Annotated in this window: 10 protein-coding genes; 6 read left to right on the top strand and 4 right to left on the bottom strand. The window is 49.5% G+C overall.

Translation table 11 applies throughout. The features are described 5' to 3' along the window. Positions 1 to 100: 100 nt before the first annotated feature. The 3 genes from NSCA4_RS16210 to ilvE all read right to left on the bottom strand — a co-directional run bounded on the left by NSCA4_RS16210 (position 101) and on the right by ilvE (position 3,238). Positions 101 to 781 carry a YiaD family glycine zipper/OmpA-like lipoprotein gene (locus NSCA4_RS16210; protein WP_016687600.1) on the bottom strand — a complete coding sequence of 227 codons (681 nt, stop codon included), beginning with the start codon at positions 779 to 781 and terminating at the stop codon, positions 101 to 103. 305 nt (positions 782 to 1,086) lie between these two features. Beyond that, positions 1,087 to 1,968 carry a YoaK family protein gene (locus tag NSCA4_RS0107760; protein ID WP_016687602.1) on the bottom strand — a complete coding sequence of 294 codons (882 nt, stop codon included), beginning with the start codon at positions 1,966 to 1,968 and terminating at the stop codon, positions 1,087 to 1,089. A 271-nt stretch (positions 1,969 to 2,239) separates the two neighbouring features. Further along, positions 2,240 to 3,238: a branched-chain-amino-acid transaminase gene (ilvE, locus tag NSCA4_RS0107765; protein ID WP_016687603.1), complete on the bottom strand. Its 999-nt coding sequence runs from the start codon at positions 3,236 to 3,238 to the stop codon at positions 2,240 to 2,242. 388 nt (positions 3,239 to 3,626) lie between these two features. Between ilvE and NSCA4_RS0107770 the strand changes: the two genes are divergently transcribed. The 3 genes from NSCA4_RS0107770 (at position 3,627) to NSCA4_RS0107780 (ending at position 8,780) form a co-directional block, all read left to right on the top strand. After that, entirely contained in the window at positions 3,627 to 3,971 is a 345-nt protein-coding gene (locus tag NSCA4_RS0107770; protein ID WP_016687604.1) for a LapA family protein, read from the top strand. A gap of 12 nt (positions 3,972 to 3,983) precedes the next feature. Next, complete coding sequence (lapB, locus tag NSCA4_RS0107775) at positions 3,984 to 5,153, top strand: lipopolysaccharide assembly protein LapB (protein WP_016687605.1); 1,170 nt, start codon at positions 3,984 to 3,986, stop codon at positions 5,151 to 5,153. An 819-nt stretch (positions 5,154 to 5,972) separates the two neighbouring features. Then, entirely contained in the window at positions 5,973 to 8,780 is a 2,808-nt protein-coding gene (locus NSCA4_RS0107780) for a right-handed parallel beta-helix repeat-containing protein (RefSeq protein ID WP_016687606.1), read from the top strand. A gap of 61 nt (positions 8,781 to 8,841) precedes the next feature. On the opposite strand, the gene NSCA4_RS0107785 is transcribed toward NSCA4_RS0107780, so the two are convergent. Then, positions 8,842 to 9,636 carry a thymidylate synthase gene (locus tag NSCA4_RS0107785; protein WP_016687607.1) on the bottom strand — a complete coding sequence of 265 codons (795 nt, stop codon included), beginning with the start codon at positions 9,634 to 9,636 and terminating at the stop codon, positions 8,842 to 8,844. 532 nt (positions 9,637 to 10,168) lie between these two features. Here NSCA4_RS0107785 and gdhA point away from each other — a divergent pair. The 3 genes from gdhA (at position 10,169) to NSCA4_RS0107800 (ending at position 14,055) form a co-directional block, all read left to right on the top strand. Beyond that, positions 10,169 to 11,506: an NADP-specific glutamate dehydrogenase gene (gene gdhA, locus NSCA4_RS0107790; RefSeq protein ID WP_016687608.1), complete on the top strand. Its 1,338-nt coding sequence runs from the start codon at positions 10,169 to 10,171 to the stop codon at positions 11,504 to 11,506. 136 nt (positions 11,507 to 11,642) lie between these two features. Then, on the top strand, positions 11,643 to 13,004 hold the full coding sequence (locus NSCA4_RS0107795) for a M16 family metallopeptidase (RefSeq protein ID WP_016687609.1): 1,362 nt from the start codon (positions 11,643 to 11,645) through the stop codon (positions 13,002 to 13,004). Positions 13,005 to 13,140: 136 nt separating this feature from the next. Then, entirely contained in the window at positions 13,141 to 14,055 is a 915-nt protein-coding gene (locus tag NSCA4_RS0107800) for a patatin-like phospholipase family protein (RefSeq protein ID WP_016687610.1), read from the top strand. Positions 14,056 to 14,272: the final 217 nt, after the last annotated feature.

Raw genomic sequence — 14,272 nt, forward strand, 5'->3', positions numbered from 1 at the left:
GAGGCCGTATGCTACCGCATACCGGCCTTTTTCTGTTATGGAAAGTTGCACTTCAAATGCGAATCCGCCGACCTTTAAACTTTATCCTCAGACGGATAGCTTACATTTGTTGTTGCGCCGCTTTGATGGCGTTTTGGTCGGGATTGATCAAAATCTCGACGCGGCGGTTTTGGGCGCGGCCTTCGGCAGTCGCGTTAGACGCGATAGGATGGCGTGAACCGTAGCCGGCGGTGGTCAGGCGCGAGCCGTTCACGCCGCGTGATTGCAGGTAGTCGGCAACAGCAAGCGCGCGGTTGCGGGACAGCGGCTCGTTGATGGCATCGTTACCGGTGTTGTCGGTATGGCCGTTAATCGTCAAAGTCGTGTCGGGGTATTGAACCAGCGTTTCGGAGGCAGTCGCCAAAGCGTTGCGCGCGTGATTGCTCAATGCCGCGCTGCCGGTGGCGAAGGTAACGTTTTCAGGCATGACCAGCTTGATTTGGTTGCCTTGGCGTTCCACTTCGATATTGGTGTTTTTCAGGTTTTCGCGCAGTTTTTTCTCTTGATAGTCCATGTAGCCGCCGACGCCCGCACCAATCGCGCCACACGCCAACGCGGAATTGCGCGCGCCTTTGCCGCCGTGGGTCAGTGCGCCGACGATGCCGCACACTGCCGCGCCGCCCAAGCCGTACATGGCGGTTTTGCTGGTGTTGCGTTGTCCGCTTACAGGGTCGGTCACGCAGCCGGTCAGAGCCAAAGGAATTGCCAATGCGGCAACGGTCAGGGATTTCAAGAGTTTCATTGAGATGTCCTTTCGACGATGCAGGGGTCGTCTGAAAATCAGTTGGAAGAAGAGATGGCTCCCGCCATGATTCATATTGTCCTTAATCCAATCTCCGTTCATCCAAAATTGCCCGCGCGTTTCAGGGATAACGCAATGGATAACTTGAATGAGGTATTTTTATTCCAAACAATAGATTGGATTGGGCTGGATAGGTCATCACGCAGGACTGTCTATTTGATTGGGTAAAAGAAAAGCGGTTTGGTTCACTGAAAGCCGATAATTTGACTATGGCAGCATACGGATTTACTGCGACAACACTTTCCTTAACGCTGTTTCGCACGATGCCGCCGATACCATCCCGCCAGCGCAAATTTCATGCGCACTTTTACATCATAGCCCACAGACCCCGCGCCCAAGATGAACAAGATTGCCGATACCGGCAGCGCGAAATGGTGTCCGATTTTGTGGTAGCCCCAAGCACCCACGACGCCGCCCAGTAGAAATGCCCACATCAAACCGTTCAACAGCCACATCTTCGGTTTGTTCACATGCACATGCGGCAGGCGCGGATGATGTTTTTTCGAATAATACAGCGCACGAGAAAGCTCGATGCCCAAGTCGGTCGCCGTGCCGGTCATGTGTGTCGAACGGATAGCGCCGCCGGACAAAAGCGTCATCACCGTATTGTGCATTCCCATGATGAAACACAATAAAAACAAAGCCAAAGACGGGAAAACCATATTCCCGCTTCCAATGTTCCATTGTGAAGTCGTCAGTCCGAACAAGCCGAATATCAGCAGATAAACCGCTTCCAGCCACATGGAAAACCCAAAGCTGCCGCGAAACCGCTTCTGTTGCGTCCACAAAACCACCCAGCCCGAATGCGCCGCACCGACCACAAAACACAACACGCTGATTAAAGCCACCGCCGCCGTTATCCATTCACGCAGATACACAGCGTCCGCCAGCAGCGACATCGAGCCGGTAACGTGCGACGTATAGCGTGAAAACGCAAAGAAACCGCCCGCATTGATCGCACCCGCCAACATCGCCATGATATAGCCGAGCCTGCGGAAGCGCGCATCGGAAATATGGTGTTCGTGCAGATACGGCCTGTCTGCCTGCCAAAACGGTGGGGCATGCCGCCGCTTGTCATGCAGCCTAATCTGCTTATCGCGTCGTAGGTGTATTTGCGGTTCTTCCATGTAACGTTATCCCTTTTGCAATGATGGATGCAAGGCAAGAAAAACACCTTTCCGATTAAAATTAATCCATCATCCGAACAGTATGTTCAGACGACCCCCGCCATCAGAAATCCAAAATATTAAAGCATTGTACCTGCCATACTTCTCTGATAAAAAAATAATGGCTGGCAGGAATTTTTCTATTTCCACTAACCATAAAAAAAGGTCGTCTGAAAAACATTTTATCCTTTTCAGACGACCTTTCTACCGATTACATCAATACAAAATCAAATCAGCACACTTCAACCAACCAGCCATGTTTGTCTTCTGCCAAACCGTATTGGATGTCGGTCAAGGCTTTGCGTAAAGCGTAGCCGCGTTCTTGGCTCTTCACTTCGATTTCTTTGCCGTCGATAACGAAAGAAGTAACGGGCGAGATAACGGCGGCTGTACCGGTCAGAATCGCTTCCGCGCCCTCTTCGACTGCGGCTTCGAGTTCGTCCACGGTGAAATTGCGTTCGCTGACGGTGTAGCCTAAGTCTTTAGCGACGGTCAGCACGGAATCACGGGTTACGCCGTGGAGGAATTCGTCGGTCAACGGTTTGGTGATGATTTCGTTGCCTTTAATCAAGATAAAGTTGGACGCGCCGGTTTCCTGTACGTCGCCGTTCGGGCAGAACAGGACTTGGTTTGCACCGTGTTCGGCTTTTGCTTTCAGTACCCAAGGCATGGCGGAGGCGTAGTTGCCGCCGCATTTGACGCGGCCCATGTGCGGTGCGCAGCGGATGTGTTCGGTTTCAACCAAAATTTTCACGGGCGAACCGGCTTTGAAATAGTCGCCAACCGGAGACGCGAGGATATAGAGCAGCGCGGTTTCAGACGGCGAACCGGCTTTGCCGATAACGGGGTCGGTACCGATGAGCGTCGGGCGCAGATAGAGTGCGGCAGGCGCGTCGGGAATTTCGTCGGCGGCGCGTTTGACCAATTCGATCAGGGCATTTAAATAGGCTTCGGTTTCAGGGCGCAGCAGGTGCAAAATGTCTGCGCTTTGCTGCATACGGGCGATGTTTGCCGTCGGGCGGAACAAGACGATTTTGCCGTTTGCCTGACGGAAGGCTTTCAAGCCTTCAAAGCATTCGCTGCCGTAATGAAGGGCATGTGCGCCGGGCGCGAGGGTGAGGTCTGAGGAATTTTGCCATTCGGTCGGCTGCCATTTGCCGTCCTTATAGGCGATAACGGGCATTTGGGCGTGGAAGACGCTACCGAATACGGCGGGTACAGGTCTGCTCATGGTGATTGCCTTTCTTATTCTGTTTGGTTCTGTTTAGATATTAAAAGTTGAAAGATACGCCTGTACGGATGGTTTTGACAAGTCCGAATACCCGTTTCAAAATCAGCTTCCGCACAAGCCCTTGCCTGATAACGAAATACGGGAAAGCATCTATTCCGATATGCATACAAATTGTCAGCAATCATGCCTAATGTTTACTACATATATATAATGAAGCCTGAGGTCGTCTGAAAACTGCCGCACATCCTATCCGAAACAATCCAAATCGTTTAAACTAAGCCGCATCTGCGGCAAACGGATTCGGAAACGTAATCCCTATCCACCGCCTTACTGAATTTTCAGACGACCTTTTCAAAACTTTCCGACAGGCATTCCGCCGGAGACATCCATGAAACTGATTTACACCATTATTAAAGTCATCATTTTATTATTGTTTTTACTGCTCGCCGTCATCAATACCGACAGCGTCGCCTTCCACTATCTGCCCGGTCAAAAAGCCGACTTACCGCTAATTGTCGTCCTCTTCGGTGCGTTTGTTATCGGTATCGTGTTCGGCATGTTTGCCCTGTTTGGCAGACTTTTGGCACTGCGCAGCGAAAACAACCGCCTGCGTGCCGAAGTCAAAAAACACGCGCATTTGAGCGAAAAAGACCTCGTCGCCCCCGTACCGCAACAACCTGCACCGCAAACCACCGTCCCCGCCAACCAACCCGTACAAACGCCCAAGCCTTAAAGAAGGAATCACATGGACAATGAATTGTGGGTCATCCTGCTGCCCATTACCCTTTTGCCTGTCTTCTTTGCCATGGGCTGGTTTGCCGCCCGCATTGACATGAAAACCGTGTTGAAACAGGCGAAAAGCGTGCCTGCCGGCTTTTACAAAAGTCTGGACGCATTGGTTGACCGCAACAGCGGACGCGCCGCCCGTGAACTGGCGGAAGTCATCGACCAGCAGCCGCAGTCTTACGACCTCAACCTGACCTTGGGCAAACTCTACCGTCAGCGCGGCGAAAACGACAAAGCCATCAATATGCACCAAGCCCTGCTCGACTCGCCCGATACCGTCAACGAAAAACGCGCGCGGGTATTGTTCGAACTTGCACAAAACTACCAAAGCGCAGGTTTGGTTGACCGCGCTGAACAAATCTTCATCGGCTTGCAGGAAGGCAACATGGCGCGCGAAGCCCGTCAGCACCTGCTCAGCATCTACCAGCAAGACCGCGACTGGGAAAAAGCCATCGAAACCGCGCAACTCCTCAGCCACGACGAGCAAACCTACCAATTTGAAATTGCACAGTTTTATTGCGAACTTGCCCAAACCGCGCTGTTCAAATCCAATCTTGATGCCGCCCGTTACAACGTCCAAAAAGCCTTGGACGCCAACAAAAAATGCGCCCGCGCCAACATGATTTTGGGCGACATCGAAACCAAACAGGGCAATTTCCCCGCCGCTGTCGAGGCATACGGCGCCATCGAGCAACAAAACCATGCCTACCTGAGCATGGTCGGCGAAAAACTCTACGAAGCCTATGCCGCCCAAGGCAAACAGGAAGAAGGACTGAACCGGCTTATCGGCTATATGCAGACCTTCCCCGATTTAGACCTCATCAACGTCATCTACGAAAAAGCCCTGCTGCTCAAAGGCGAAAGCGAAGCCGCCCAACTTGCCGTCGAACTCGTGCGCCAAAAACCCGACCTCAACGGCGTGTACCGCCTGCTGGGTTTGAAAATCAGCACCATGAATCCCGCGTGGAAAGCCGATGCCGACATGATGCGCTCCGTCATCGGTCGCCAACTTCAACGCAGCGTCATGTATCGTTGCCGCAACTGCCACTTCAAATCCCAAGTCTTTTTCTGGCACTGCCCCGCCTGCAACAAATGGGAAACCTTCACACCCAATAAAATCGAGGTGTAAACCAAACCAACAAAAAGGTCGTCTGAAAAGTTTCAGACGACCTTTTTTTGAAAACAAACGGTCTTTTATTTTACCAAGCGGTACAAAAAACAACAGTATTTTCCAAAAAAATCTATTTTTTTTCTTACTCACTAAATATTATTGTTAATATTTTCAATATATTACATTACCTGCCCAATTACTCTTTTATGAACACATCATTTTTATTTCCATTATGCTAGAATTGTTTTTAATTATCCATTTCGAATATTAGCAAGCTACTCAAAGACAAAAGGGAATATTTGTTTGAGTAACAGTGAACTAATAATTAGTAACGCAATCTTACCTAATTTAGGTTAATTTGCCTAAAAATCCTAAAATACTGTACAGATAGCGTAAATGAACGAAATGATAAGGGACGCCGGCCGTCAAGATATGCAAAACACAATCGAAACAGCCATAGTCCGAACCATAAAAAGGTTTCCTTATTTTCTAATGCAGCACAACGCAATTAGAAAATCAATTAGATACAGACCGCCCAGTTAAAGCCAATAACCTAAATTTCAATAGGCTTCTTCCTCCAAATTCACTGAAGGTAGAATATTTGCTCTTGCTGGAGACTTTGTCTATTTGGTACATGGAATACCATAACATTACATTGCTACGGGCTTAGACTCGTAAAATTCACTCATGGGAATACAAATTATGTCAAAACAAACTCTGTCTGCACTCGCTAATCACGGACAAACCAATATCCACACTTCTCCAAATAAATCAAACCCGGAGAGTCAAGGCCAAGGGAAATCTTCTACGCTTAACGCCTTGATTTTCGAACACTCAATGGGTGCAATAAATATCGCCAGCGCACTGCCTAAGCAAACTCACGGCACAACTAATATTACAGGAAGGCAAAATACGCAACCAACCAAGCTTACTGCGAATAAAGCCAAACTGACCCCTTTCGAAGCCAAGCTGCTTGCCCAGGCAAAAGCCGCGGCTGACAAAAAAGCCGCCCAGGAGAGAGCTGAAGCCGCACATAAAGCTTCTGTAGCTGCCGCTCAAGCCAAAATTGCTGCCGAAAAAAAAGCCGCTCAAGAAAAAGCAGAAGCTGCACATAAAGCCGCCATGGCTGCTGCGCAAGCCAAAGCAGCTGCCGAAAAAAAGGCTGCCCAAGAAAGAGCTCAAGCTGCACATAAAGCCGCTATGGCAGCCGCCCAAGAAAAAGCCGCTGCAGCCAAAAAAGCCGCCCAGGAAAAAGCCTATGCCTTGCATAAAGCCGCAATGGCAGCAGCTGAGAAAAAAGCCCTCGAAGCAAAAAAAGCTGCACAAGAAAAAGCGGAAGCCGAGCGTAAAGCAGCCAGAGAGAAAGCGGAAGCCGACCGCATAGCGTTGGAGCAAAAACATGAATTTGATCGTAAAGCAGCCATCATCACTGCCCGCGAAAAAGCAGAAGCAGCACGTAAGGCGGCCGATGCGGCTGTAAAAGCTGAATTAGCAGAGAAAAAACGTGCCGAACAAATCAAACATTCGGAAAATAAATCCGGCAATCATTCTTCATCCGATGAAGAAACGGGCAGCCCTGTAAAAAATAAAGTCTCCAAAACAGGCAATCTTTCCTCCGATAAACCTCATGCAGATAAAGTAACCGAGCTTTCTGATGACAACAATAATGCAGCACAGCACCAAAACAACAAAAGCGTTTCTCCTACGCAACCTGCTGCTGAAAAAGGAACGACTGCGACTGCCCACATCCATAATCCTGCAGAAGGCAAACAATCAGAATCCGGCGACTATAAAGTATATGAGTCCAAACAATATGGCCGTTACATTAATGTAAATGATTTTGGCGCAGATCCGACAGGTAAAAAAGACAGCCTGGCTGCTATCAAGGCCGCGCTCGAAGCTGCCCATAAAGAAAAAGCCATGCTGTTTATGGACGGCACTTATTACATTTCTGACCAAATCGTTATCGACAATAATACCTCCGGCGTTAAAGGCATCTTCGGTGCCGGCATGGGCAAAACCCAAATCAACTTTGACAAAGCTCAAGTCGGCGTATTCAATTCCAACACCAACCACGATGATGTTCGGGCTTTTGCAGGCATCTTGGTAGATGGGCAAAATGGCAAAACGATTGCCGACCTATCCGTTCGATACACCAACGCCGACTTCTACCGCAAAGGTTTAAGCTATTTCGGTAAAGTAAACGGCATTTTAGTCAACGATGCAGACAACACTCTGATCAGCAAAGTGGAAGTATCCGGTGCAAACCGTGCAGGTGTAACCTTTACCTCTACCGCTGCACTCATGCGCGAAGCAGGTTACAAACTGTCTTATAAAGACCGTGTTGCCAACGGCTCCATCGACGACAAATACGATTCACTGCCTTTGGGTGAAAATAACCGTATCGTTGACTCCAACCTGCACCACAACCGCGTTGCCGGCGCACTGGTTTCCTATCAAAAGAATTTCCTCGGAGAAGGCAACCTCTTGTCCTGGAACGGACACCAAGATGATGGCGGCACAGGCTACGGCATCGCCGCCGCTGCAGGTAGCTACAATTACGGCATCACCTACCGCAAAAATACGACCGACCACAACTACCGGAAAGGTCTGGACGTGCATGACGGCACAGACGTCTTAATTGAGAACAACACGCTAAATGGCGACCGCCTGTACGGTATTGCGGTCTATAACCGCCAATTCTCACTGGACAACGTCAAAATATCCGGTAATGTCATTACACAGGACACTTCTTTCCGTCTTGCTGTCGATGACACTCCGGGATACGACTACCATATGTATTCCGGTATCCAAGTACAGACCAATACGCAACGCCGCGATTTACACAGTAAAGATAAAGGCTATTTTGACATCAGCAACAACACAATCAATAACTTGGAGGTCTACAAAGACAATATTCAAACCTACGGTATCGAGTTCCGTAACCATGAACAAAAAATGGATTACACACTAAATATTACCGGTAACAAAATCAGCGGCGAATCGACCAAATATCTGATGGCGGTTATCAATGATACCTACGCACCTCAAATCAAGGAAAAAGGTATCGGCACCAGCACCATCAACATCAGTGATAATGTTGCCGATATTGGCAAAATAAAGAACGGAGCCGTTCCTTTCTATATTGAAGAACACCACTCCGACGTACCGATGCATGGTTCGGTTACGCTGAACAACAACGCCGTTACCGTTCGTGAAGAATCCGGTGGTTATGCCGAATTTGCGTTTATGCGTACAAATGCCAAGGAATATAACGTTACCAACAATACCCTGTCGCTGCACGGACGCCTGGATAACAGCATCGTTGAAGTCCGCAGCACAGGCGACGGCAAGGTTAATGCTAATTTAAATATGGCAAACAATACCTTGGTAACCGACATCAAAGGCCCGATCTACAAAACCTGGCTGCGTTATGAATCGGATATTGATGTTTATTCCAACTCCAACACCCATAACGGAGACACACTTGATAATGTCAATACCAAAGGCAGCAGCCTCAGCCTGTCGGACGTATTGGTCAGCGTCAGCAAAAACATCAACACTATTCAAGATTCCGTCTATTCCTACCAGCACAAAACCTTACCGGCAACGGAAGATCACGTGCACACCAACGGCATCCTATAAACCAACCGTAATCAAAAGGTCGTCTGAAAAATTTCAGACGACCTTTTATCTATTCTCCAAACTACACCGCTACGGCAGCCTTGATGTGCGGATGCGGGTCGTAGCCTTCCAACTCGAAATCTTCAAATTTGAATGCAAACAAGTCTTTGACTTCGGGATTAATTTTCATCACCGGCAGCGCGCGGAAGTCGCGGCTCAATTGCAGTTTTGCCTGTTCGAAATGGTTGCTGTACAGATGCGCATCGCCGAAGGTGTGGATAAATTCGCCCGCCTCCAACCCGCAAACTTGGGCAATCATCATGGTCAACAGCGCGTAGCTGGCAATGTTGAACGGTACGCCGAGGAAAATGTCCGCGCTGCGTTGGTAAAGCTGGCAGGACAATTTGCCGTTGGCAACGTAAAACTGAAACAGCGCATGGCAAGGCGGCAATGCCATTTCATCTACCAGCGCGGGATTCCATGCCGAAACAATCAGGCGGCGGGAATCGGGATTTTTCTTGATTTGTTCCACCACGTTGGCAATTTGGTCGATATGGCGGCCGTCGGGTGCAGGCCAACTGCGCCATTGGTAGCCGTACACAGGCCCCAAGTCGCCGTTTTCGTCCGCCCATTCGTCCCAGATGGAAACATTGTTATCTTTCAAGTATTTGATGTTGGTATCGCCTTTGAGAAACCAAAGCAGCTCGTGAATAATCGAGCGCAAGTGCAGCTTTTTGGTGGTCAGCAGCGGAAAGCCTTGACTCAAATCGAAGCGCATTTGATAACCAAACACCGAGCGCGTGCCTGTACCGGTACGGTCGGATTTGTCGGTGCCGTTTTCGAGAACGTGGCGCATTAAGTCGTGGTAGGCTTTCATTGGTATCCTTTAAAAATATGTATTGTTGGGAATGCTTTGGGGCGTATTGTATAGCAATTTGTCGATGAGCTGCATGATAGAGGTCGTCTGAAAACGGCAAATCCGGTTTTCAGACGACCTTTGCGTTAACCGCTATTGAACGCTCCACAAACACGCTCTTCCACCTAAAACAAGATTCATTTTTTCAACATGTTATTTTCTTTCTTAGCTTCTTTTTCAAGCAAAAAATCAGCGCTATTGTTGACAATATTAGTCATATTTACATGAAAATTTGCGCCAGATTAAATTTTTATGCCATCCTACCCTAAATTTCTAATTTAACTACTTAGAACATAAATTCAATTTATATTAATATAATAGAATTTTAAAAATAAATTTTTCATTTTATTGGTAAAATATACCAAATAATAAAATTCTCAAAAAAATAATGTCAACAATTTTCATCAAAAACGCTTGGCAGCCAAAAAAATTAGGTTTATATTTCTTTCCATAAATTCATTATCTCTTTAATCCGATTCTCAAGGAGCACCAAATGACTGACCTGAATGCCTTGTTTGCCAATCTAAAACAACGCAACCCCAATCAAGAGCCGTTTCACCAAGCGGTTGAAGAAGTATTCATGAGTTTGGGTCCGTTTTTGTCGAAAAACCCGAAATACACCCAGCAAAATCTGCTTGAGCGCATCGTCGAACCTGAGCGCGTCATTATGTTCCGCGTCACTTGGGTGGACGACAAAGGACAAGTCCAAGTCAACCGCGGCTACCGCATTCAGATGAACTCCGCCATCGGCCCTTACAAAGGCGGCTTGCGCTTTCACCCGACCGTCGATTTGGGCGTATTGAAATTCCTCGCCTTTGAGCAAGTATTCAAAAACGCCCTGACCACCCTGCCTATGGGCGGCGGCAAAGGCGGCTCTGACTTCGATCCCAAAGGCAAATCCGACGCTGAAGTGATGCGCTTCTGTCAAGCCTTTATGAACGAACTCTACCGCCACATCGGTCCGAACACAGACGTACCCGCAGGCGACATCGGCGTGGGCGGCCGCGAAATCGGCTTCCTCTTCGGACAATACAAAAAAATCCGCAACGAATTTGCCTCCGTCCTGACCGGCAAAGGCCTTGAATGGGGCGGCAGCCTCATCCGTCCGGAAGCGACCGGCTACGGCACCGTATATTTCGCCCAATCCATGCTGCAAACACGCGGCGATTCGATTGAAGGCAAACGCGTGCTGATTTCCGGCTCCGGCAACGTCGCACAATACGCCGCCGAAAAAGCCATCCAACTGGGTGCGAAAGTGTTGACCGTTTCCGACTCCAACGGTTTCGTCCTCTTCCCCGACAGCGGCATGACCGAAGACCAACTCGCCGCGCTTATCGAGCTGAAAGAAGTCCGCCGCGAACGTGTTTCCACCTACGCCCAAGAACAAGGTTTGAAATACTTTGAAAACCAAAAACCATGGTGCGTTGCCGCCGAAGTCGCCCTGCCCTGCGCGACCCAAAACGAATTGGACGAAGAAGCCGCCAAAACCCTGCTGGCAAACGGCTGCTACGTCGTTGCCGAAGGTGCGAACATGCCTTCCACTTTGGGCGCGGTCGAGCAGTTCGTCAAAGCGGGCATCCTGTATGCACCGGGCAAAGCCTCCAACGCCGGCGGCGTGGCAACTTCAGGCTTAGAAATGAGCCAAAACGCCGTCCGCCTGTCTTGGTGCCGCGAAGAAGTCGACCAACGCCTGTTCGACATCATGCACAGCATCCACGAATCCTGCCTGAAATACGGCACTGAAAACGGCAAAACCAACTACGTCAACGGCGCGAACATCGCCGGTTTCGTCAAAGTCGCCGATGCCATGTTGGCGCAAGGTATCGTATAAGCTTGTATTGTCTTGACTTTGGAATGCGGAAAGGTCGTCTGAAAACCTTGAATCGGGGTTTTCAGACGACCTTTTTTATAGCCTGAAGGCAAATTTCTTGTTACAGTCTGTCCATTACTATTTATTAGGAGCCATTATGCTGAGCCGTTATGTTTTTTTATCTGCCTGCCTCCTCTCTTGCGCCACCTTCGCACAAACCTTATCCCAAACCCTGCCCAACGGTCTGAAAATCATCGTCAAAGAAGACCGACGTGCGCCTGTCGCCGTTTCTCAAATTTGGTACAAAGTCGGCAGCGTGGATGAGAAACCGGGCAAAAGCGGATTGAGCCACGCATTAGAACACATGATGTTTAAAGGCACACCTTCCGTACCATCAGGCGAATACAGCAGCCGCATCGCCCGTTTGGGCGGCAACGACAATGCCTACACCAACCGCAGCGAAACGGTATATTACGCCAATATCGCCTCTGCCAACTTACCCGAAGTTCTCAAACTTGAAGCCGACCGGATGCACAACCTCAATTTCAGCGATAAAGAGTTCGCTAACGAAATGAACGTTATCCGGGAAGAACGCCGCCAGCGCACAGAAGACGATGCCGGCGGGAAAATGTGGGAACAAATCTACCTGAACAGCTTTACCCTGCCCTCCATGAAAGCCTCCGTCATCGGCTATATGGAAGACCTGCACACCTTGCGTGCCGACGATTTGCGTGCTTGGTACAAACAATTTTACGCACCCAATAATGCCGTTTTGGTTATCGTCGGCGATGTCGATGCCAAACAGACCCTGCGCACGGCGGCAGGATTGTTCGGCAAAATACCGCGTAAATCTTTGCCTGAGCGGAACAATCTGAAAGCCGAACCCGTCAAACGCGCACCTTCTTTTGCCCAAGCTTCCTCTCCCGTTACCCGTCAACCGTTGGCTGCCATCAGCTGGTGCGTTCCTTCCCTCTCCCGCCTTGACGACAAGCTGCCTTACGCCTTGGATGTCCTGACCGACGTTTTGGCGGGCAACACTTCCAGCCGTTTGGACAAAAACCTCGTGCGCGGCAAACAAAGTGCATTAAGCGCGAATGCCCATTACGACCTGCTCAGCCGCGAAATGCCGCTTTTCGGCGTATTTGGAATGCCTGCTGAAAACGTATCCGCCGAGAACCTGCTTACGCAGATGAAGTCCGAAATCAAAGACATCGCCAACAACGGCATCAGCAAAGAAGAGCTTGACCGCATCAAAGCACAGGCATTGGCGGGCGAAATCTACGCGCGCGACTCTATGGTTTCACAAGCTTCGCTGATAGGTCGTTTGGAAGCGCGCGGGTTCAAATATTCCGATGAAGCCGCAATCCGCCGCCGCATACAGGCCGTAACCGCCAAAGAAGTACAAAAAGCCGCAAAAATGCTGACGGACGACCATTCAAGTACCGTCATCATCATGCCGCAAACCGCCCCTCCTGCACCGGCAGACTATAAGGCATTGAAAAAGCCTGAAAAACAATGACAAAGCGTTTTCAGACGACCTCTTGCTGTGCGATAATGCCAAACGATAATATCTTAACGTAACCGATAAGATAAAATTTACCATGTTCCATTATCACCCTGACAAAACATCCTTCTTACACCGAGGTCGTCTGAAAATGAAATCCCCCTTTTCCTCCGTTTTCCGTACCGCGCTGACCGTCTCTTCCGTTCTGATCCTCAGCGCATGTCCAAGCAACACTTCCCCCGTCAACCCGCCGCGGCACAACACCCAAATCACCCCTCCCCCCAAACCACAGGCAGTCGTTGCCTTAGCACTCGGCGGCGGCGCATCCAAAGGGTTTGCCCATATCGGCATCATCAAAGTCCTCAAACAAAACGGCATCCCCGTCAAAATTGTTACCGGTACGTCGGCAGGCGCCATCGTCGGCAGCCTGTATGCCTCCGGCGCAAGTCCCGACCGTTTGGAATTGGAAGCCGAAATTCTCGGTTCAACCGATTTGGTCGATCTGACCCTATCCACCAGCGGCTTTATCAAAGGGCAAAAACTGCAAGACTATATTAACCGCAAAGTCGACAACCGCCCGATTCAAGACTTCCCGATTAAATTCGCCGCCGTCGCCACCGACTTCGAATCTTCCAAAGCCGTCGCCTTCAACCGTGGTAATGCCGGACAGGCAGTCCGCGCATCTGCCGCCATCCCCAACGTATTCCAACCTGTCCTGATCGGCGGCCGCCGATACGTTGACGGCGGACTGACCCAGCCCGTACCCGTCAGCGCGGCAAAAAAACAGGGGGCAAACTTCATCATCGCTGTCGATATTTCCGATCGGCCATCTAAAAACCTCGAACAAGGCTTTTTCTCCTACCTCGACCAATCCATCAATGTCATGTCGCAATCCGCCCTGCAACATGAATTGAGCCAAGCAAATGTCGTCATCCATCCCCAAGTCTTGGACTTAGGCGCGGTCGGCGGCTTCAGCCAAAAACAACGTGCCATTGCCGAGGGAGAACGTGCCGCGAAAGCCGCCATTCCTGAAATACGGCGCAAACTGGCTGCATACCGCTACTAAGCCTTTAGTGATTTATGCAAATAAAAGGTCGTCTGAAAATGGGAAACTGTTTTCAGACGACCTTTGTTTAAGGAAGATGCTTCGTTCTTTATTGTGGGAGCTGCCTTTGTTTTAAACGGAAGCTATCAAGATAGAAGGGATACAAACATGACCCGTATTTAAAAAAAGGTCGTCTGAAAACCGTATGGGCTTTTCAGACGACCTTTCGATATTGTGC

Origin of the sequence: Neisseria sicca 4320 (assembly GCF_000193735.1) — a bacterium.
Classification (GTDB): domain Bacteria; phylum Pseudomonadota; class Gammaproteobacteria; order Burkholderiales; family Neisseriaceae; genus Neisseria; species Neisseria sicca_E.